The organism is Enterobacter cloacae complex sp. 370H10, from assembly GCF_050031535.1.
Taxonomy (GTDB): Bacteria; Pseudomonadota; Gammaproteobacteria; order Enterobacterales; family Enterobacteriaceae; genus Enterobacter; species Enterobacter intestinihominis.
This window is the reverse complement of the sequence record NZ_JBLGWG010000001.1, coordinates 5032167-5053956: the sequence shown is the minus strand read 5'-3', so window position 1 is coordinate 5053956 and position 21790 is coordinate 5032167. Positions and strand designations below refer to the sequence as shown.

Here is a 21790-nt window from a genome sequence, read left to right as displayed (position 1 = left end):
AAGGTTGCAATATCACCCAACGGACCGCGAATCCCGAGGGACAAAAAAACCGCCACATTGCTGTTGGCGGTTTTTTTATGCATCTCGCTTATCGATTAACTACTCAATGTCCAGCGCATCCTCGGAAAGGATAATGCCGGTATTGTCAGCATAAAGGTGGTCGCCCGAGAAGAAGGTCACGCCGCCGAAATTGACGCGCACGTCGCTTTCGCCGATGCCGTCGCCCGCTGCGCCTACCGGTATGGCCGCGATGGCCTGAATCCCGATATCCATGTCTTCGAGATCGTCCACCTGACGCACGGAACCGTACACCACAATGCCTTCCCACTCGTTCTGGACGGCAATTCCCGCCAGTTCAGCATCAATCAATGCACGGCGCACGGAACCGCCGCCGTCGACCACCAGAACGCGGCCACGGCCGTTCTCTTCGAGCAGATCGTACAGCAACCCGTTGTCCTCGAAACATTTCACCGTGATGATTTGTCCGCCAAACGACGACCGTCCACCAAAGTTGGAGAACAGGGGTTCAACGACGTTGACATCTTCCTGGTAGATGTCACAAAGCTCGGAGGTATCGTATTTCATAGGTTTAACGCTCTGTTGCTGCGAATGTGTTCAGTATATCGTGCGAAATGCCTTGTTGGCAAAATCATCAATTGTTAATTGATATTTGTCAGCTAACTCAGCGTCTGGCTTAAGACAATCCCGATGACGAACAGCAGGTTAGTCAGCAACGCGCCTTTTACCGTGCGCTCCAGCATCGGCGGCATGGCAGCCGGGCTGAGTTCACGCATGACATAGCGGGCCTGCTTAACCAGCAGCGGTGCGGCGAGCACAAACAGCCAGCCCCACAGGCTGTGCAGAGAGATCAGATTGAACAGCGCCAGGCAGACCAGCGCGCCGATGAGCAGGCAGGCGTGATAGCGGCGGGCATTCACCGGGCCCAGACGCACGGCCAGCGTGTTCTTACCGTTCTCACGGTCGCTGTCGATGTCGCGCAGGTTATTGATATTCAGCACCGCCGTCGCCAGCAGACCGCAGGCGGTCGCGGGCAGGAACAGAGCGGGGATCACCGTATGCGCCTGCAAGTACCAGCTTCCCATGACGCTCAGCCAGCCGAAGAACACCAGTACGGAGATGTCGCCCAGACCAATATACCCGTAAGGACGCGTCCCGACGGTATAGGTAATTGCTGCAATAATGGCGAGCAAGCCCAGCACCAGGAAGCCAATGAAATCGCTGGTGGTTTTCGAGGCGACCGTCACCAGCGCCAGGCCGGACAGGCAAATCAACACCACGGTGATAATCAGCGCCCGCTTCATCTGTGCCTGGGTAATCACCCCTTTTTGCATCCCGCGCAGCGGCCCGATACGATCAGGTTTATCGCTGCCTTTTACCGCATCGCCGTAATCATTGGCGAGATTAGAGAGGATTTGCAGTAGCCCGGCGGTGACAAGCGCCAGACCAGCCACCAGGGGATCGAAATGCCCCTGCCACCAGGCAAGTGCGGTACCGACGATAATGGCGGCAAAAGCCAGAGGAAGCGTTTTTGGACGCAGACTTTCGAGCCACGCCTGCGTACGGCTGATATCAGTCATAGTTATTTAGCCAATAAAAATGGGGGCCATAGCCCCCATCAACAGTGATGAAAATGCATTGAACGCGATTATAGAATAAAACGGCTCAGATCTTCATCTGCCACTAACGCATCCAGGTGTTTGCCCACATACTCTGCGTCAATGGTAATGGTTTGACCGTTAAGGTCGCTCGCATCGTAAGAGATATCTTCCACCAGGCGTTCCAGCACGGTGTGCAGACGACGCGCACCGATGTTTTCGGTGGTTTCGTTGACCTGCCATGCGGCCTGAGCGATGCGTTTGATCCCATCGTCGGTGAACTCGATATTCACGCCTTCGGTCGCCATCAACGCTTTGTACTGTACGGTCACAGAAGCGTTTGGCTCAGTCAGGATACGTTCGAAATCTTCAGTGGTCAGCGCCTGCAGCTCAACGCGGATTGGCAGACGACCCTGCAGTTCCGGAATGAGATCGGATGGGCTGGCAACCTGAAACGCACCTGACGCGATAAACAGAATGTGGTCAGTTTTCACCATGCCGTGCTTGGTAGAGACGGTGCAACCTTCCACCAGCGGCAGCAGGTCGCGCTGAACGCCTTCGCGGGAAACATCCGGGCCGGAGCTGTTGCCGCCGCGCTTACAGATTTTGTCGATTTCGTCGATAAACACGATACCGTGCTGCTCAACCGCGTCGATAGCGTCCTGTTTCAGCTCTTCCGGGTTAACCAGCTTCGCGGCTTCTTCTTCAATCAGCAGCTTCATCGCGTCTTTGATTTTCAGCTTACGCGCTTTCTGTTTCTGCCCGCCCAGGTTCTGGAACATGGACTGCAACTGGCTGGTCATCTCTTCCATGCCCGGAGGGGCCATGATTTCAACGCCCATTGGCGCGGCAGCGAGATCGATCTCAATCTCTTTGTCGTCCAGCTCGCCTTCGCGCAGTTTTTTGCGGAATGCCTGACGCGCAGCAGAAGGTTCAGGCTGCTGTTCAGCCTGTCCCCAGTTATTTTTTGCCGGTGGGATCAGCACGTCGAGAATACGCTCTTCGGCCATCTCTTCGGCGCGATAGCGGTTTTTCTCAATCGCCTGGACACGCACCATCTTAATCGCTGAATCGGTCAGGTCGCGGATGATGGAGTCCACTTCTTTACCCACATAGCCCACTTCGGTGAACTTGGTGGCTTCAACTTTGATGAACGGCGCGTTAGCCAGTTTGGCCAGACGACGAGCGATTTCGGTTTTACCCACCCCGGTCGGGCCGATCATCAGAATATTTTTTGGCGTCACTTCATGGCGGAGCTCTTCGTCGAGCTGCATGCGACGCCAGCGGTTACGTAGTGCGATAGCCACGGAGCGCTTGGCGTTGTCCTGGCCGATAATGTGTTTGTTCAGTTCGCTGACAATTTCGCGTGGGGTCATTTCAGACATGGGCGATCCTTACGCTTTGGAGGTCAATTCTTCGATGGTGTGATTGTGGTTGGTATAGATGCAGATATCACCTGCAATATCCAACGCTTTCACCGCGATATCGCGCGCGTTCATGTCGGTATTTTCCAACAGCGCACGGGCTGCGGCCTGGGCGTACGGGCCGCCAGAGCCGATGGCAATCAGGTCGTTTTCAGGCTGAACCACGTCGCCGTTACCGGTGATGATCAGCGAGGCGTTTTCGTCAGCAACGGCCAGCAGCGCTTCGAGCTTGCGTAGCATGCGGTCGGTACGCCAGTCTTTTGCCAGCTCAACGGCGGCTTTCACCAGATGTCCCTGATGCATTTCCAGTTTGCGTTCAAACAGTTCAAACAGCGTGAAGGCATCAGCCGTGCCGCCTGCGAAACCGGCGATCACTTTGTCGTTATAAAGACGACGTACTTTCTTCACGTTGCCTTTCATGACGGTATTACCCAGCGTGGCCTGGCCATCACCGGCAATTACCACCTGGCCGTTACGGCGTACACTTACTATTGTTGTCACGAGCAGACCCCCTGGTTACAGATTCGGGAAACAGAAGCCCTGAGCCTGTGCTCAGGGCTGAATTAAATGATAGATGGGGGGGATTTTGGGGGTTTCAACCCCCGGAGGCGAGTCGAATGCAGTTTGTGTGGCCAGCCACTTTCAAACGGGAAATGGTGCCGTCTGCGTTTTCTTTGCCTTTGACCGGTCCAATCACCACGCGATTCCAGCCGTTATTGGTGGTAATGCGTGAGTCAAATCCTTCAAATGCCAGCTGAGCTCGCACCGTTTCTGCCTGCTCAGCGCCTTTAAACGAACCGCACTGAACCATCCAGCGGCGTTCATCTTTTTTCTCAGCCGTCTGCTTTGGTGCCTCGGTCTCTTTAGTGACCGGCGCAGCCTGCTGCGTTTTTGGCTGTTGCGCAGTGGTATGTGCAGGCGTCTGCAACAGATCCTGATACGGCTGTGCTGTTTGCTTCTGCGGCTGGGCTTTCGGCTGCTGCTGAACAGGCTGCGTTTGTACGGTACGCGTCTGCTGCTGCGGTTGTGTACGCGGCTGTTGTACCGGCTGCGTCTGCGTCCACTGCTGCTGTTGCGTTTGCTGCTGTGCCTGACGCTGGCGCTGCAACGTTTGCTGACGCTGCGCCGGGGTTTGTTCGTTCCACGGTACTTCGTTCAGCTGCGTAGGCTGCTGGCGCATGTCCGCCTGCATCTGAGCGAGCAACTGGCGCTGTTCGTCCGTCAGCTGATCGGCATTCTTCACTTCACCCCCGGCAGAAGGCTCGGTAGGCGCACGTACGCCAGGCTGGCGGCTTTCCAGTTCTTTAATGTAACGCCAGCGCTCTTCAGGCTTCGGAGGAAGGCCGTTGCCGACGACCTTGTTACCCTGAAGGGCTTCAGACTCTTCTTTTTTATGATGCGTAATGAAGTAGAGGCCGCCAATAAAGGCCACCAGCACAGCCGCAGCAATGGCGACCATGGCTGGGGAGACAGCAGACAGGCTACGTTGCTTGCTTTTTGAACTACTCTTTTTGCGTCGCGAAGGTGCCGGCTGGCCGCGACGTACATAATCTCGTTGTGCCACTATCGTTTCGCTGTATTTATTCGTTCGTCAGCCCGCCATGTTACTTAAGCGACGGGGCTTTGACCAGATAAGGGTGTCGAAAGGTATTTACTTTAAGTTAATGCCTGGGTAGAGCCGCGCACAATCAGCTCACAATCCAGTAGTCGTGACCCACTGCTAACTGTTTGACCGTGCAACTGATCCAGCAAAAGCAGCATCGCTTCCCGGCCAATGTCATACCGCGGCTGCGAAACAGTCGAAAGCGGCGGATCGCAAAACTCCGAAAGCGAAATATTATCAAAACCGATTATCGACAGGTCCTTTGGCACGCGCAGGCCGTGACGTTTGGCGTAGGATAACGCCCCCAGCGCCATCACGTCGCTGTGGCAGAAGACCGCGGTAGGCGGTTCTGGCAAGGCAAGCAATTTTTCCAGCGCCTGCCCGCCCGCTTCAAAGGTGAAATCACCGCGCGCAATGTAGTGCGGATCGACAACAGCCCCGGTACGGCGAAGCGCCTGAACGTAGCCCTGCAACCGGTAATGACACAGCGGCATCTCTTCTGGTCCGGCAATACAACCGATACGCTTATGCCCCAGCTCCTGAAGATAGTTCACGGCGTTGAACGCGGCGGTGAGGTTATCGATATGAACGGTCGGCAGCTCCAGCTCCGGCGCGAATTCGTTCGCCATGACCATTGGCGGTAAATTGCGCTGTTCTTCAATGCTGGCATCAAACGGCAGGCGTGAGCCAAGCAGCAGCATGCCATCAATCTGCTTGGTGATGATCAGGTCGATGAACGTTTTTTCCTGCTGGTTCTGGTGGGCACAATCACCAATCAGCACCAGATAGCCCTGGGCGGCGGCCGTGACCTCAATGCCGCGGATGATTTCGCTGAAGAAGGGATCGCAGATGTCCGGCACGATCACCAGGATGGTGCGGGATTCGTTGCGTTTAACGTTGCGCCCCATGGCTTGCGGGAAATAACCGACCTCAAGCGCCGCCTTTTCAACCCGGTTTCGGGTCGCCTGGGAGACTTTGTCAGGGTTCATCAATGCGCGGGACACGGTTGCTGTTGAGACTTGTGCTTTCTCGGCAACGTCTTTCATGGTCGCCGAGGCAACCTCTTTCCTGGACTTCAACGTCTTCTCCTCGCCTGAACACCGAACTGCGGACCGCACCATTTTTACAGATAGTTAATGGAATCGGTTACAGAATTTTCATAAAAAGTGTGAGGCGCATTAAATTTTTCGATCCGTCTTCAGCCTTCAATCGGATCGACGTCCAGAACCCACTTCACTTTTCGTGCTTCCGGCAGGGTATTAATCAGCGCCAGCGTGCCGCTGACGATCTGCTGTAAACGGATACGCGAAGGGTGCTGAAGTAAGAGTTGCCAGCGGAAACGGCCGCCGCGTTTCGGGGCGAGCGCGGGTACCGGGCCTAAAATCCACAGCTGATTATCCACCAGTGGGCTGGCCTGCAGGAGATTTCTCAGCTGTTGCAGGAATAGCGGCGCCTGCTGGTTGTTATGATCTTCCGCACGGATGATGACGTGGCTGGTCCACGGAGGAAGCTGCATCGTCTGACGTTCGGCCAGCGCCTGGTCGGCGAAGGCGTCATAGCCTTTGTGCAGCAGCGTTTGCAGCAGCGGGTGCTCAGGATGGTGCGTTTGCAGCACTACTTCGCCCTGCTTACCCGCTCGACCGGCGCGACCAGCAACCTGGGTATAAAGCTGTGCGAAACGCTCGGCGGAGCGAAAATCCGCGGAGAACAGCGCGCCGTCGACGTCCAGCAGGGCGACCAGCGTCACGTCCGGGAAGTGATGCCCTTTCGCCAGCATTTGAGTGCCAATCAGGATGCGCGCGCCGCCGCGATGCACTTCCGCCAGCTGCTGCTCCAGTGCCCCTTTGCGGCTGGTGGTGTCCCTGTCGATACGCGAAATGGGCACATCAGGGAAGAACGGTGCCAGCGCCTGTTCGAGCTGCTCCGTCCCCAGACCCACCGGCACGATGTGCGTTGAGCCGCAGGACGGGCACTGACGGGGTACCGGACGCTGGCTGTCGCAGTGGTGGCAGCGTAAATGGCGCTGAGCCTGGTGGAAGGTGTAGTAGTGATCGCAGCGCGGGCACTCGGCAATCCAGCTGCAGTCGTGGCACAGCAACGCAGGCGCGAAGCCGCGGCGGTTCAGAAACAGGATCACCTGGTTGCCCGCCTGCAAATGTTGGCGCATGCGGCTAATCAGCGCAGGCGCTAACCCGGCCTGCACCTGTTGGCCTTTCAGATCCAGCACATGCTGAATGGCCGGACGGGCATTCCCCGCGCGGCGCGTCAGGCGCAGCATGTGGTATTTACGCTGGCGAACGTTGTGCAGCGTTTCAAGCGCGGGGGTGGCGGACCCCAGAATAATGGGGATTTGCTCGCTGTGGGCGCGGTACACGGCTAAGTCGCGGGCGTGATAGCGCCAGCCTTCCTGCTGTTTATAGGAGCTGTCATGCTCTTCATCGATCACGATAACGCCGAGATTTTTAAACGGCGTAAAGAGTGAGGAACGGGTGCCAATCACAATCGCCGCTTCGCCGTTTTTCGCTTTCAGCCAGGCGCTGAGGCGCTCGCTGTCGTTCAGGCCGGAGTGCAGAACCTCAACGGGCGCATTAAAGCGTTCACGGAAACGGGCGATGGTTTGCGGCGTCAGGCCGATTTCCGGCACCATTACCAGCGCCTGTTTACCCTGCGCGAGCACATTTTCCAGTACGCTTAGATACACTTCGGTTTTACCGGAGCCAGTGACGCCCGCCAGCAGCCAGGCGGAGAAACGATCGGCGGCGCTGTGAATCGCGCCCACGGCGGTGGCCTGTTCGGTATTCAGACGCAGGCGATCGCCCGAGACGGAAAAGCCGTCGCGCCAGTCGTGAAGGGCAGGTGCTTCGCTGGCCAGCTCGCTCAGCCCTTTCTTCCTTAATGCCTGCAACGCGGTTTCGCTCACCTCGAGCTCGTCGACCTGATGGCGCCAGATTTTCCCCTGGCGTAGCGCGGCCAACGCCTGCTGTTGTTTTTGCGAGCGCTTCAGGCTGTTAATGTCGACCGCCTGACCCTGCTCGGTGGCAAACCAGTACCACATTGGCGCATGGCTGGCGCGCTTACCCTGACGCAGCATAATCGGCAGGGCGTGGAACAATACGTCGCCAATAGGATGGTGATAATAATCTGCCGCCCACAACAGCAGTCGCCAGGTGCTGTGAGAGTAAACAGGTTCATCGTCCAGCACTTCAACGATCGATTTCAGCTCGGTAAGCGGCAGCTCGCTTTTATCGCTGACGGAGACGACGATCCCCACGCGCTGCTGTTTACCGAACGGCACGGTCACGCGACAGCCCGCTTTGGCGCTCATGCTGTCGGGCAGCAGGTAGTCAAAGGTGCGGGGAAGCGGAACGGGCAGGGCAACGTGAGCGACGGGCATCGAATCTTCCTGACTTGAAAAGTGGCGCGTTAGTATACACATTAGTGAAAGCGGCGTGCGGATCAGTTTGCATACGTTGGTTAAATTCTGTATGATTCGCCGCCTTTGGTGTACTTTACGCCAAAGAACTTACATTCAACATCGCGTGGTGTCTGGCGTTAGGGCTGGAAGAGCGACGCGGCCTTAACTGAGGTTCTCCCATGAAAAAAGATATTCACCCGAAATACGAAATGATTACTGCAAACTGCTCTTGCGGTAACTCTATCCAGATCCGCTCTACCGTGGGTCACGATCTGAACCTGGACGTGTGCGGCAAATGCCACCCGTTCTACACTGGTAAGCAGCGTGATGTTGCAACCGGTGGCCGTGTTGACCGCTTCAACAAGCGTTTCAGCATCCCGGGCGCTAAATAAGTTTCCCGAAAAAAAGGCACCGCAAGGTGCCTTTTTTGTATCCGCTTATCAGTATTCCCACGTATCCGGGTCGATACCCAGTTCACGCATGATCACCTTCGCCTCTTCTGGAATTTCGTCACTGCGCTCTTTGCGCAGATCGTCATCGTTCGGCAACGGTTGGCCGGTAAACGCATGCAGGAACGCTTCGCACAGCAGTTCGCTATTGGTGGCGTGACGCAGGTTGTTCACCTGACGACGCGTACGTTCATCGGTGAGGATCTTCAACACCTTCAGAGGAATGGACACCGTGATTTTCTTGACTTGCTCACTCTTCTTACCGTGCTCAGCGTATGGGCTGATATATTCGCCGCTCCATTCAGCCATGAGATACCTTTAATCCTCTCAGTCATTAATCTAAAGGTGCAAAACCGGTAACCATCAGTTTTGAACCGTAATCTTTCGTAGTTTACCGTAGAGACGATACCGAGGCACGGATATTGCCGCTGTAGCGTGTCCTAAAGCATATAATTTTAACGGCTATTTGCGCATTGCTCAATCTATACGCAAAGAAGTTTAGATGTCCAGATGTATTGACGTCCATACTTTCAATGTTTACTCTGGTGCCTGACTTTTCACCTCATTCGCCAGGAAGCCTCACCATGACGCGTAAACAGGCCACCATCGCAGTGCGTAGCGGATTGAATGATGACGAGCAGTACGGCTGCGTTGTCCCGCCAATTCATCTCTCCAGCACCTATAATTTCACCGGATTTAATGAACCTCGCGCGCATGACTACTCGCGTCGCGGCAATCCTACGCGTGACGTTACCCAGCGCGCGCTGGCGGAACTGGAAGGCGGCGCAGGGGCGGTATTAACCAATACCGGCATGTCTGCCATTCACCTGGTAACCACGGTGTTCCTGAAACCTGGCGATCTGCTGGTGGCGCCGCACGACTGCTACGGCGGCAGCTATCGTCTGTTTGATAGCCTGGCGAAACGTGGCTGCTACCGCGTGTTGTTTGTCGATCAAAACGACGAACAGGCGCTGAAACAGGCGTTAGCCGAACAGCCGAAGCTGGTTCTGGTGGAAAGTCCAAGCAATCCATTGTTGCGCGTAGTCGATATTGCGAAAATTTGTCAGCTCGCAAGGGATGCGGGAGCGATAAGTGTAGTGGATAATACGTTCCTCAGTCCGGCCCTTCAGAACCCACTGGCACTGGGTGCCGATCTGGTGTTGCATTCATGCACGAAATATCTGAACGGCCATTCTGACGTGGTAGCGGGTGTGGTGATTGCCAAAGATCCTGATGTTGTCACTGAACTGGCATGGTGGGCCAATAACATTGGCGTCACCGCGGGCGCGTTCGACAGCTATTTGCTGCTGCGCGGTATCCGCACCCTGTCACCGCGTATGGACGTGGCGCAGCGTAATGCCCAGGCGATCGTGGATTTCCTGAAAACCCAGCCGCTGGTGAAGAAGCTTTATCACCCGTCGCTGCCGGAAAACCAGGGGCACGAGATTGCCGCGCGCCAACAGAAAGGATTTGGCGCGATGTTAAGTTTTGAACTGGACGGTGACGAGCAAACGCTGCGTCGCTTCCTGAGCGGGTTGTCATTGTTTACGCTGGCGGAATCCTTAGGGGGAGTAGAAAGCTTGATCTCCCACGCCGCAACCATGACGCACGCAGGTATGGCACCCGAAGCACGTGCCGCCGCCGGGATTTCCGAGACGCTGCTGCGTATCTCGACCGGTATTGAAGATTCTGAAGATTTAATTGCCGATCTGGAAAATGGCTTCCGGGTCGCAGCCAAGGGGTAATCATGAGTGTGATAGCGCAGGCAGGGGCGAAGGGTCGTCAGCTGCACAAGTTTGGTGGTAGTAGTCTTGCTGATGTGAAATGTTATCTGCGTGTCGCAGGGATCATGACCGAGTATTCACAGCCGGGGGACATGATGGTTGTCTCTGCGGCGGGCAGCACCACCAACCAGCTGATTAGCTGGCTGAAACTGAGCCAGACCGATCGCCTCTCTGCGCATCAGGTGCAACAGTCCTTACGTCGTTACCAGAGTGAACTGATTGCCGGTTTGCTGCCTGCGGACGTGGCGGACGGGCTGATAAGCGCCTTTACTCACGACCTTGAGCGTCTGGCAGCTCTGCTGGACAGCGGCATTACCGATGCGGTGTATGCGGAAGTGGTTGGCCATGGTGAAGTGTGGTCTGCGCGCCTGATGGCCGCCGTGCTGCAACATCTTGGCGTGGAAGCCGCCTGGCTCGACGCGCGTGATTTCCTGCGTGCCGAACGCGCCGCACAGCCGCAGGTAGACGAAGGGTTGTCCTACCCGCTGCTGCAACAGCTGCTGGTGCAACATCCGGGTAAACGTATTGTAGTGACCGGCTTTATCAGTCGCAGCAACGCAGGTGAAACCGTACTGCTGGGCCGTAACGGCTCTGACTACTCGGCAACGCAGATTGGCGCCCTGGCGGGCGTGTCCCGCGTCACCATCTGGAGCGACGTGGCCGGTGTCTACAGCGCGGACCCGCGCAAAGTAAAAGATGCCTGCCTGCTGCCGCTGCTGCGTCTCGACGAAGCGAGCGAGCTGGCGCGTCTGGCGGCACCAGTGCTGCACGCGCGCACGCTACAGCCGGTTTCCGGCAGCGACATCGACCTGCAACTACGCTGTAGCTACACGCCGGATCAGGGTTCCACTCGCATCGAGCGCGTGCTGGCATCCGGTACGGGCGCGCGCATTGTCACCAGCCACGATGACATCTGCCTGATTGAGTTCCAGGTACCTGCGGGCCAGGATTTCAAACTGGCGCACAAAGATATCGACACCATCCTGAAACGTGCCCAGGTGCGTCCGCTGGCCGTTGGCGTGCATAACGATCGCCAGCTGTTGCAGTTCTGCTATACCGCTGAAGTGGTGGACAGCGCCCTGAAGATTCTGGATGAAGCGGGACTGCCGGGCGAGCTTCGCCTGCGTCAGGGACTGGCGCTGGTGGCAATGGTGGGCGCGGGCGTCACCCGTAACCCGCTGCACTGCCACCGCTTCTGGCAGCAGCTGAAAGGGCAGCCGGTGGAGTTCACCTGGCAGTCGGAAGAGGGCATCAGCCTGGTTGCCGTTCTGCGCAAGGGGCCAACCGAAAGCCTGATTCAGGGCCTGCACACCTCCCTGTTCCGCGCGGAAAAACGCATCGGCCTGGTACTGTTCGGGAAAGGGAACATCGGTTCCCGCTGGCTGGAGCTGTTCGCCCGCGAGCAGGTGACGCTTTCGGCGCGTACCGGATTTGAGTTTATTCTGGCAGGCGTGGTGGACAGCCGCCGCAGCCTGTTGAACTACGAAGGGCTGGACGCCAGTCGGGCGCTGGCCTTCTTTAACGATGAAGCGGTTGAGCAGGACGAAGAGTCGCTGTTCCTGTGGATGCGCGCGCACCCGTACGACGATCTGGTGGTGCTGGACGTTACCGCCAGCGAGCAACTGGCCGATCAGTATCTGGATTTTGCCAGCCACGGGTTCCACGTCATCAGCGCCAACAAGCTGGCAGGCGCGAGCAGCACTGATAAATATCGCCAGATCCACGACGCGTTCGAAAAAACGGGTCGTCACTGGCTGTATAACGCCACCGTTGGCGCAGGTCTGCCGGTTAACCATACCGTGCGCGATCTGATTGATAGCGGCGACAGCATTCTGGCGCTGAGCGGGATCTTCTCCGGCACGCTCTCCTGGCTGTTCCTGCAATTTGACGGTACCGTGCCGTTCACCGACCTGGTGGATCAGGCGTGGCAGCAGGGCTTAACCGAGCCGGATCCGCGCGTCGACCTTGCCGGTAAAGACGTGATGCGCAAGCTAGTGATCCTGGCGCGTGAAGCGGGCTACGACATTGAGCCTGGCCAGGTTCGCGTTGAGTCTCTGGTGCCTGCGGGCTGCGAGGAAGGATCTGTCGATCACTTCTTTGAGAACGGCGACGAGCTGAACGAGCAGATGGTGCAACGTCTGGAAGCGGCAAACGAGATGGGCCTGGTGCTGCGTTACGTGGCGCGCTTCGAGGCGAACGGTAAAGCGCGCGTGGGCGTGGAGGCGGTACGTCCTGAACATCCGCTGGCGGCGCTGCTGCCGTGCGATAACGTCTTCGCCATCGAAAGCCGCTGGTACCGCGATAACCCGCTGGTGATCCGTGGCCCGGGTGCGGGGCGCGATGTGACCGCCGGAGCCATTCAGTCCGACATTAATCGCCTGGCTAAGCTACTGTAACCCCTCACCCTAACCCTCTCCCCTTAGGGGAGAGGGGACTGCTCGGTGCGGTCTTTCCCCCCTCGCCCCTTTGGGGAGAGGGCTGGGGTGAGGGGCCTTCTCACCCCCCATCATGAATCCCCTTCATCTTCCCTGAACAAACCTCACCGTTAATGTTGATTATTTCTGTTGACGTCATCCCGCTTTTCCGTCATTTTTACATCTGGACGTCTAAACGTATAGAAGTTCACAACACAACAAACAATGACACGCGAAAGATAGAGGTAAGGTATGAGCTTTTTTCACGCCAACCAGCGGGAAGCCCTGAATCAGAGCCTGGCCGAAGTAAACGGCCAGATTAACGTCTCTTTTGAATTTTTCCCGCCGCGCACCAGTGAAATGGAGCAAACCCTGTGGAGCTCTATCGATCGCCTGAGCAGCCTGAAGCCGAAGTTCGTCTCCGTGACCTACGGCGCCAACTCCGGTGAGCGTGACCGCACGCACAGCATCATTAAGGGCATTAAAGACCGAACCGGTCTGGAAGCGGCACCGCACCTCACCTGTATCGACGCCACCCCTGATGAACTGCGCGCGATTGCTCAGGACTACTGGAACAACGGCATTCGTCATATCGTTGCCCTGCGCGGCGACCTGCCGCCGGGGAGCGGTAAGCCGGACATGTACGCCACCGATCTGGTTGCCCTGCTGAAAGACGTTGCTGACTTTGATATTTCCGTTGCCGCTTACCCGGAAGTTCACCCGGAAGCGAAAAGCGCCCAGGCGGATCTGCTTAACCTGAAGCGTAAGGTGGACGCAGGTGCCAATCGCGCCATTACTCAGTTCTTCTTTGATGTGGAAAGCTATTTACGCTTTCGCGACCGCTGCGTCTCGGCGGGTATTGATGTCGAAATCATCCCTGGCATTCTGCCGGTCTCGAACTTCAAACAGGCGAAGAAATTCGCGGATATGACCAACGTGCGCATTCCGCTGTGGATGTCCAAAATGTACGAAGGTTTGGACGATGACCCGGAAACACGCAAGCTGGTGGGGGCCAATATCGCGATGGATATGGTGAAGATTTTAAGCCGTGAAGGGGTGAAGGATTTCCACTTCTATACGCTTAACCGCGCGGAGATGAGTTACGCCATTTGCCATACGCTGGGTGTCCGCCCGGCGTTATAAAGTAAAAATCCCTCATAAAGTGAGGGTTTTTTACTCGAACAGAAAGTTAAAAGGTATTAGCTATCGAATCTGTGGATTAATTCAACTATCTCTTATCGCTAGTGGTGTATATCGTAACGGTAACACTGTAAAGGGAGCATAGCGATGAGCATGTCAGACGAGACCAATAACGCGGCATCCGCCGGCAAATGTCCGTTCCACCAGGGCGGCGTCGATCACAGCGCGGGTGCAGGTACCGGCAGCAAAGAGTGGTGGCCTAAACAACTCCGCATCGATTTACTTAATCAACACTCCAGCCGTTCAAACCCTCTGGGTGAAGACTTCGACTACCGCAAAGAATTCAGTAAGCTCGACTATTCCGCCCTTAAGGGCGATCTCAAAGCACTGTTAACCGACTCACAACCGTGGTGGCCTGCCGACTGGGGCAGCTATGCGGGCCTGTTTATCCGTATGGCCTGGCACGGTGCGGGTACCTATCGCTCCGTTGATGGTCGCGGCGGTGCCGGTCGCGGTCAGCAGCGTTTTGCGCCGCTGAACTCCTGGCCTGACAACGTCAGCCTGGATAAGGCTCGCCGTCTGCTGTGGCCAATTAAGCAAAAATACGGACAAAAAATCTCCTGGGCCGACCTGTTTATCCTCGCGGGTAACGTGGCGCTGGAGAACTCCGGCTTCCGCACCTTTGGTTTCGGTGCCGGGCGTGAAGACGTCTGGGAACCGGATCTGGACGTGAACTGGGGCGATGAAAAAGCCTGGCTGACTCACCGTGACCCGGAAGCGCTGGCGAAGCGCCCGCTGGCCGCCACAGAAATGGGCCTGATTTACGTTAACCCGGAAGGGCCAAACGCCAGTGGTGAACCGCTGTCTGCGGCGGCGGCGATCCGCGCTACCTTTGGCAACATGGGCATGAATGACGAAGAGACCGTTGCGCTTATTGCAGGCGGCCATACGCTCGGTAAAACGCACGGTGCAGGCGAAGCCACGCACGTGGGCACTGACCCTGAAGCGTCGCCTATTGAAGCGCAGGGCCTGGGCTGGGCCAGCACGCACGGCACCGGTATTGGCGCTGACGCCATCACCTCCGGGCTGGAAGTTATCTGGTCTCAAACCCCAACCCAGTGGAGCAACTATTTCTTCGAGAACCTGTTCAAATACGAATGGGTGCAGACGCGTAGCCCGGCGGGCGCAATTCAGTTTGAAGCCGTGGATGCGCCGGAAATTATGCCTGACCCGTTCGACCCGTCGAAAAAACGCAAGCCAACCATGCTGGTCACCGACCTGACGCTGCGTTTTGATCCGGAATTCGAGAAAATTTCCCGTCGTTTCCTGAACGATCCGCAGGCCTTCAACGAAGCCTTTGCGCGCGCGTGGTTCAAGCTGACCCACCGCGATATGGGGCCAAAAGCGCGGTACATCGGCCCGGAAGTACCGAAAGAAGATCTGATTTGGCAGGATCCGCTGCCTCAGCCGGTGTTCCATCCGACGCAGGAAGATATTGAAAGCCTGAAAGCGGAAATCGCGGCCTCGGGTCTCTCCGTGAGCGAGCTGGTTTCCGTGGCCTGGGCGTCGGCATCGACCTTCCGCGGCGGCGACAAGCGTGGCGGCGCTAACGGCGCGCGTCTGGCGCTGGCACCTCAGCGCGACTGGGACGTTAACGCCGCGGCGGTGCGGGCATTACCGGCTCTGGAAGCGATCCAGCGCACCACCAACAAAGCGTCACTGGCCGATATCATTGTGCTGGCGGGTGTCGTGGGCGTTGAGCAGGCGGCGAAAGCGGCAGGCGTTTACGTCAACGTACCGTTCACTCCAGGTCGTGTGGATGCGCGTCAGGATCAGACGGATATCGAGATGTTTAACCTGCTCGAACCGATTGCCGACGGTTTCCGTAACTATCGCGCGCAGGTGGATGTGTCCACCACGGAGTCGCTGCTGATCGACAAAGCCCAGCAGTTGACCCTGACCGCGCCGGAACTGACGGTGTTGATCGGCGGTTTGCGCGTACTGGGTGCAAACTTCGATGGCAGCAAGAATGGCGTGTTTACTAACCGCGAGGGCGTGCTGAGCAACGACTTCTTCGTCAATCTGCTGGATATGAACACCCAGTGGAAAGCGACCGACGACTCAAACGAGCTGTTTGCCGGTAGCGATCGCGCCAGCGGGGAAGTGAAATATACCGCCACCCGCGCCGATCTGGTCTTCGGTTCCAACGCTGTCCTCCGCGCGCTGGCCGAAGTTTACGCCAGCAGCGATGCACAAGAGAAGTTTGTCCGCGACTTCGTTGCCGCATGGGCGCGAGTGATGGATTTGGATCGGTTTGACGTGAAGTAACCCTTGTGCCGGGTGGCGGCTACGCCTTACCCGGCCTACAAATTAAAGTGCCATGTAGGCCGGGTAAGCGCAGCGCCACCCGGTTTTTCTATTACTCCCACTCCTGCAAGAATCGCTGTCCATACTGGTCCGCCACCAGCAGCGCCGCATAGACCTGATCCGGCGTTACGCCGCCAGGCATGTTGTGAATGGTTTCCCCTTCGGCACAGGACGCCTCCGCGATCAGCCGCATTTTAGCCGGAATATCCTCTTTGATATTCAGCTGCGCCAGCGTAATTGGCAGCCCGACGCTATGGCACAGCGCCGCAACGGTTTCGATTTCTTCTACCGGCGCGTTCTCCAGTACCAGTTGCGTCAGCGTACCAAATGCCACTTTTTCACCGTGGTAGAAATGGTGCGCATCCGGCACCGCCGTCATGCCATTGTGAATGGCGTGTGCCGCCGCCAGCCCGCCACTTTCAAAGCCCACGCCGCTCAGATAGGTGTTGGCTTCAATAATGCGTTCCAGAGCAGGCGTCACCACGTGTTGTTCCGCCGCCAGCATCGCTTTCTCGCCCTCTTCAACCAGCGTGTTGTAGCACAGTTCAGCCAGCGCTAACGCTGCCTGCGTGCACTTGCCACCCGCCATGGTCGTGGCGCCGCTACGCGAACAGGCGCGCGCTTCAAACCAGGTTGCCAGGGCATCGCCAATCCCGGCGGCCAGCAGGCGCGCAGGTGCGCCCGCCACCACCCTGGTATCGACAATCACCATGTTCGGGTTGTGCGGCAGCATCAGGTAGCGATCGAACTCGCCGCTGTCGGTATAAATCACGGAAAGGGCACTGCACGGCGCATCGGTGGAGGCAATGGTCGGGGCAATAGCCACCGGCACGTCCATAAAGTGCGCCAGCGCTTTGGCGGTATCCAGCGTTTTTCCGCCCCCGATACCCAGCACCGCCAGGCAGTCGGTACTGTCGGCCAGTTTTTTCAGGCGATCGATTTCATTTTGCGAACATTCGCCGCCAAACGGTGCAATTTCGGCATGGAGTCCGGCTTTTTTAAAACTCTGACGCAGGGTTTCTTCGGCAAAACCCAGCACAAATTTATCGCCTACCACCAGCCAGCGAGCCGCCAGCGGCTTCAGGTAGTCGCCGAGACGAGTGAGAACATCAGCGCCCTGGATGTACTTCCCCGGCGATTGAATGATACGGTCCATAACATTTCTCCCTTAGAGGTTGAGGTTACCAAACGCGTTTTTCCAGTCCTGCTCAAACTTCTCTATGGCTGACTCTACCGCTGGCGTGCCGAGCATTTGTTGCGCTACGTCTAAGGGAAGCGTAATTGCCTCACATCCTGCCAACAGGCAATCCAGCGCCTGGCGCGGCGTTTTAAAGCTGGCAGCCAGCACCATGCTCTCTGGCGCATGCTGTTCCAGCAGGGATTGCAGTTCCTGTACCGTGCGAATTCCGTCACCGCCCTGCGCATCGACGCGGTTTACATACGGTGCGACATATTTCGCTCCTGCCAGCGCGGCCAGTAACCCCTGAGCGGCGCTGTAAACGGCGGTTCCCAGCGTGGTAATTCCCTCTTTCTTCAGCGTTTTAATCGCGATGAGCCCCTGTGCAGTGACGGGAATTTTTACCACGATGTCCGGCAGGGCATTGTTCAGCCGTTTTGCTTCCGCCACCATTCCTTCGGCGTCGCGGCTCATGGTTTGGGCAAACAGCCTGCCCTCCGGGCCGATAGCCTGCTGCAGGCGCGGCAACACCTCCCAGACAGATTCGCCGCTGGCGGCTACGATGCTTGGGTTGGTGGTCACGCCCGCAATGGGAAAAATGCGCGCCAGGCGTTCAACTTCTGCCACGTTGGCAGTATCCAGGTACAGTTCCATTATTTTTCCTTAAGTCAGAAAGGTTGAATAAAGGATACGGCGCACCCAGTCGCGGCGAATACAGGTCAATTTTGCCAAATACTGGATAAATGTAATGTCCCTGGCGAAGTGAGAGAGCGATCACAATGCTACTTTTTGGCGATCAGCTGGCTGTGATACTGGCGTCGATATTCGGAAGGGGAACGTTCAGTGTGCTTGCGAAAGAGACGGCAAAAGTAGTTACTGTCCGTAAATCCGCAGCTTGCAGCGATATCTTTGATTTTAAACTCGTAGCCTTTAAGAAGCTGACGCGCGTGCTCTAGGCGTGTTTGCGTAAGATATTCGTTGAACCCCACGCTGCCTGTTTTTTGAAAAAGATGAGAAAGGTAGTTCGGTGAAATATAAAACGCCTGCGCCACCGATTCACGGGTCAGTGCAGAGGCGTGATGTTCTTCGATGTAGTGACGAATCGCTTCAAATAATGCACGGCTGCGGCTGGCGGTATGGATATCGCTGCCCAGCAGATCGCGACAGTGGCTGAGCAAACTTAATACCACCAGTCTGGCCGTTTCCCGATCGTCTGGCTGCATTTGCAATTCAGCGAGCGTCTGCAAAAGGAATGCGCCCACTCGCGGCCCGCGTCTGGCAACCTGTTGCTGTTGCAAAAGCGTGTTGTCGCGCTCGAGCTGAAGAGTCAGTTGTTGCTTGCCGAAGCTGATGTTGAGCGAAAAGGCGGGTTGAAGCGGAATATTACCGGATGAAAAAAATAACGCTTCGCAGGCCGTATCAAAGCTAAGCACGAGGCAAGGTGACGTTCGGGGGAGCGGTTTAGCCGAAGGGGGGAAATGCACCTGACGCAGCGGCAAGGTGCCGTTGATCAGGTCATTCAGGATGTGGGGGATATCGTGGTGCATGGTGTGGATACCAGGGTATTGCCCGGCGGCGCTGGCGCTTGCCGGGCCTACGAAAAGCCTATTGTAGGCCGGGTAAGCGTAAGCGCCACCCGGCAAAACCGATCAACCGGTGTTACGCATCCCCGCCGCAACGCCCGCAATCGTCACCATCAGCGCCTGTTCAACGCGCGGATCCGGCTCTTTACCTTCCTCTTCCGCCAGACGCGAACGGTGCAGCAGTTCAGCCTGTAAAACGTTCAGCGGGTCGGTGTAGATGTTACGCAGTTGGATAGACTCGGCGATCCACGGCAGGTCTTCCATCAGGTGGGAGTCGTTAGCGATATCCAGCACCACTTTGATGTCGCCTTCCAGCAGCTCGCGTAGCTCTTTACCCAGCGCCCACAGCTCGGGTTTCACCAGACGCTGATCGTAGTATTCCGCCAGCCACAGGTCGGCTTTCGAGAAGACCATCTCCAGCATGCCCAGACGGGTAGAGAAGAATGGCCAGTCGCGGCACATGGTTTCCAGTTCGCTCTGCTTACCGTCTTCCACCACTTTTTGCAGCGCCGCACCGGCACCCAGCCAGGCTGGCAGCATCAGACGGTTTTGCGTCCAGGCAAAGATCCACGGAATGGCGCGCAGGGATTCAACGCCGCCAGTAGGACGACGCTTGGCCGGGCGCGAGCCGAGCGGCAGTTTACCCAGCTCCTGCTCAGGCGTGGCTGAGCGGAAGTAAGGCACAAAGTCTTTGTTTTCACGCACGTAGCCGCGATACAGATCGCAGGAGATGTCAGACAGCTCGTCCATAATCCGGCACCAGGATTCTTTTGGCTCCGGCGGCGGCAGCAGGTTGGCTTCCAGGATCGCACTGGTATAGAGCGACAGGCTGCTGATGGTCACTTCCGGCAGGCCGTACTTGAAGCGGATCATCTCGCCCTGCTCGGTCACGCGCAGTCCGCCTTTCAGGCTTCCTGGTGGTTGGGAGAGCAGCGCCGCGTGTGCAGGCGCACCGCCACGACCAATGGAGCCGCCGCGTCCATGGAACAGGGTCAGTTCAATACCGGCTTTTTCGCAGGTTTTAATTAGCGCATCCTGCGCCTGATACTGCGCCCAGGAGGCTGCCATCACGCCCGCATCTTTCGCGGAGTCGGAATAGCCAATCATCACCATCTGCTTGCCCTGAATAAAGCCGCGATACCAGTCGATGTTCAGCAACTGGGTCATCACGTCGTTGGCGTTGTTCAGGTCGTCGAGAGTCTCAAACAGCGGTGCTACCGGCAGAGCGTAGTCGATGCCCGCTTCTTTCAGCAGAAGGTGAACGCCCAGCACGTCGGACGGGGTTTTCGCCATGGAGATCACATAGGCGGCCACCGATCCTTTCGGGGCATCCACGATCGCTTTACAGGTGTTGAGCACTTCGCGGGTGTCATTGCTTGGCTCCCAATTGCGCGGCAGCAGCGGGCGCTTGGAGTTCAGCTCGCGGATCAGGAACGCCTGTTTGTCGGCTTCGGACCAGCTTTCATAGTCGCCAATGCCGAGATAGCGGGTCAGCTCGCCCAGCGCTTCGGTATGACGGGTGCTTTCCTGACGGACGTCGATACGCACCAGCGGCACGCCGAAACACTTCACGCGGCGCAGGGTGTCGAGCAGTTCGCCATTGGCAATGATGCCCATCCCGCAGGCCTGAAGCGATTTATAACAGGCGTACAGCGGTTCCCAGAGCTGTTCGTTCTGGCTCAGCAGACCTTCCGGCTTCGGCAGGCGCTGGCCTTTCAGGCGCGCTTCCAGCCAGGCCTGCGTGGCCATCAGCTGACCGCGCAGTTTTTTCATCAGGAAACGGTACGGCTCACTGGCGCCTTCTTCACCGGCCAGCGCGCGCAGTTCCGGCGTCGCTTCTACCATCGACAGCTCGGAGATCAGCACCTGAATATCTTTCAGGAACAGGTCGGTTGCTTTCCAGCGGCTCAGCAGCAGGACGTGACGGGTGATTTCCGCCGTCACGTTCGGGTTGCCGTCGCGGTCGCCGCCCATCCAGGAAGTGAAGCGAACCGGCACAAAGTCGACCGGCAGGCGATAGCCCAGATTTTCTTCCAGCTGTTCGTTCAGCTCGCGCAGGTAGTTTGGCACCCCTTCCCACAGGCTGTTTTCCACCACCGCAAAGCCCCATTTGGCTTCGTCGACCGGGCTTGGGCGATGCTTACGAATTTCATCGGTGTGCCAGGACTGAGCAATCAGCTGGCGCAGGCGGCGCATAAGCTGGTTACGTTCGTAGTCGGCAATGTCTTTGTTATCCAACTGCTTCAGACAGTTGTTCACTTCCACCATTTTGTGGATCAGCGTACGACGCGTGATTTCGGTTGGGTGTGCGGTCAGCACCAGCTCCAGCGAAAGGGATTCTACCGCTTTTTTGATGGTCGCTTCGTTGAGGTTGGGCTGGTCTTTGAGTTTACGAAGGGTGCGGGCAATGACTTCCGGGTTGCTGGCCGCTTCGCCTTTTGGCGAAATGCTGTGGTATTGCTCAGCGGTGTTTGCCAGGTTCAGAAACTGGCTGAAGGCGCGGGCAACGGGCAGTAGCTCATCATTAGAGAGGTTCTGCAAGGTGGTGAGCAGCTCCTGACGATTGGCCTCGTTACCGGCGCGGGAAGATTTGGACAGCTTGCGGATGGTTTCAACACGGTCGAGGATGTTCTCCCCCAACGCATCTTTGATGGTATCTCCAAGCACTTTGCCGAGCATACTGACATTACTACGCAACGCGGAATATTGTTCGTTCATAAAAACCCAGTCACCCCATCATTTTTGTTTATGCCCAGGCGAAAATTTTCTGGACATTATTTTGTCACCTCCCTTTATAAAGCCACGTAAAACCCCCGTC

Annotated in this window: 17 protein-coding genes; 5 read left to right on the top strand and 12 right to left on the bottom strand. The window is 57.1% G+C overall.

All coding sequences use genetic code 11. The features are described from left to right. Positions 1-99: 99 nt before the first annotated feature. The 7 genes from rraA to priA all read right to left on the bottom strand — a co-directional run bounded on the left by rraA (position 100) and on the right by priA (position 8037). Positions 100-585 (bottom strand): ribonuclease E activity regulator RraA, encoded by a 486-nt coding sequence (gene rraA / locus ACQG2Q_RS24860; RefSeq protein WP_022649798.1) that lies wholly within the window; start codon positions 583-585, stop codon positions 100-102. A 92-nt stretch (positions 586-677) separates the two neighbouring features. Next, positions 678-1604, bottom strand: a complete 927-nt coding sequence (gene menA / locus ACQG2Q_RS24855; RefSeq protein ID WP_088581795.1) for a 1,4-dihydroxy-2-naphthoate polyprenyltransferase — start codon at positions 1602-1604, stop codon at positions 678-680. 62 nt (positions 1605-1666) lie between these two features. Then, complete coding sequence (gene hslU, locus ACQG2Q_RS24850; RefSeq protein ID WP_022649796.1) at positions 1667-3001, bottom strand: HslU--HslV peptidase ATPase subunit; 1335 nt, start codon at positions 2999-3001, stop codon at positions 1667-1669. A gap of 9 nt (positions 3002-3010) precedes the next feature. Next, positions 3011-3541, bottom strand: coding sequence for an ATP-dependent protease subunit HslV (hslV, locus tag ACQG2Q_RS24845; RefSeq protein ID WP_022649795.1), 531 nt, complete (start codon positions 3539-3541; stop codon positions 3011-3013). Between the two features lie 94 nt (positions 3542-3635). Beyond that, positions 3636-4604, bottom strand: a complete 969-nt coding sequence (gene ftsN, locus ACQG2Q_RS24840) for a cell division protein FtsN (RefSeq protein ID WP_017383099.1) — start codon at positions 4602-4604, stop codon at positions 3636-3638. Positions 4605-4696: 92 nt separating this feature from the next. Then, positions 4697-5722 (bottom strand): DNA-binding transcriptional regulator CytR, encoded by a 1026-nt coding sequence (gene cytR, locus ACQG2Q_RS24835; RefSeq protein WP_022649794.1) that lies wholly within the window; start codon positions 5720-5722, stop codon positions 4697-4699. 119 nt (positions 5723-5841) lie between these two features. Then, positions 5842-8037, bottom strand: a complete 2196-nt coding sequence (priA, locus tag ACQG2Q_RS24830; RefSeq protein WP_063850088.1) for a primosomal protein N' — start codon at positions 8035-8037, stop codon at positions 5842-5844. 200 nt (positions 8038-8237) lie between these two features. Between priA and rpmE the strand changes: the two genes are divergently transcribed. After that, complete coding sequence (rpmE, locus tag ACQG2Q_RS24825) at positions 8238-8450, top strand: 50S ribosomal protein L31 (protein WP_003862040.1); 213 nt, start codon at positions 8238-8240, stop codon at positions 8448-8450. 48 nt (positions 8451-8498) lie between these two features. Here the strand turns inward: rpmE and metJ are convergent, their stop codons facing one another. Next, positions 8499-8816, bottom strand: a complete 318-nt coding sequence (metJ, locus tag ACQG2Q_RS24820; RefSeq protein ID WP_006179183.1) for a met regulon transcriptional regulator MetJ — start codon at positions 8814-8816, stop codon at positions 8499-8501. 275 nt (positions 8817-9091) lie between these two features. Between metJ and metB the strand changes: the two genes are divergently transcribed. The 4 genes from metB (at position 9092) to katG (ending at position 16173) form a co-directional block, all read left to right on the top strand. Further along, the gene (gene metB, locus ACQG2Q_RS24815; RefSeq protein ID WP_017383102.1) at positions 9092-10252 is read left to right on the top strand and encodes a cystathionine gamma-synthase; all 1161 of its coding nucleotides are present in this window, start codon (positions 9092-9094) and stop codon (positions 10250-10252) included. 2 nt (positions 10253-10254) lie between these two features. Beyond that, the gene (locus ACQG2Q_RS24810; RefSeq protein ID WP_023298896.1) at positions 10255-12687 is read left to right on the top strand and encodes a bifunctional aspartate kinase/homoserine dehydrogenase II; all 2433 of its coding nucleotides are present in this window, start codon (positions 10255-10257) and stop codon (positions 12685-12687) included. Between the two features lie 270 nt (positions 12688-12957). After that, positions 12958-13848, top strand: coding sequence for a methylenetetrahydrofolate reductase (gene metF, locus ACQG2Q_RS24805; RefSeq protein ID WP_022649792.1), 891 nt, complete (start codon positions 12958-12960; stop codon positions 13846-13848). A gap of 144 nt (positions 13849-13992) precedes the next feature. Next, the gene (katG, locus tag ACQG2Q_RS24800) at positions 13993-16173 is read left to right on the top strand and encodes a catalase/peroxidase HPI (RefSeq protein ID WP_023298895.1); all 2181 of its coding nucleotides are present in this window, start codon (positions 13993-13995) and stop codon (positions 16171-16173) included. Positions 16174-16264: 91 nt separating this feature from the next. On the opposite strand, the gene gldA is transcribed toward katG, so the two are convergent. From gldA to ppc, 4 genes are all read right to left on the bottom strand, one after another. Beyond that, positions 16265-17368: a bifunctional L-1,2-propanediol dehydrogenase/glycerol dehydrogenase gene (gene gldA, locus ACQG2Q_RS24795; protein ID WP_023298894.1), complete on the bottom strand. Its 1104-nt coding sequence runs from the start codon at positions 17366-17368 to the stop codon at positions 16265-16267. A gap of 12 nt (positions 17369-17380) precedes the next feature. Then, positions 17381-18043, bottom strand: coding sequence for a fructose-6-phosphate aldolase (gene fsa / locus ACQG2Q_RS24790; RefSeq protein ID WP_038416924.1), 663 nt, complete (start codon positions 18041-18043; stop codon positions 17381-17383). 128 nt (positions 18044-18171) lie between these two features. Next, positions 18172-18936, bottom strand: a complete 765-nt coding sequence (locus ACQG2Q_RS24785) for a helix-turn-helix transcriptional regulator (protein ID WP_023298892.1) — start codon at positions 18934-18936, stop codon at positions 18172-18174. A gap of 102 nt (positions 18937-19038) precedes the next feature. Continuing rightward, positions 19039-21690 carry a phosphoenolpyruvate carboxylase gene (ppc, locus tag ACQG2Q_RS24780; protein ID WP_022649787.1) on the bottom strand — a complete coding sequence of 884 codons (2652 nt, stop codon included), beginning with the start codon at positions 21688-21690 and terminating at the stop codon, positions 19039-19041. Positions 21691-21790 lie beyond the last annotated feature (100 nt).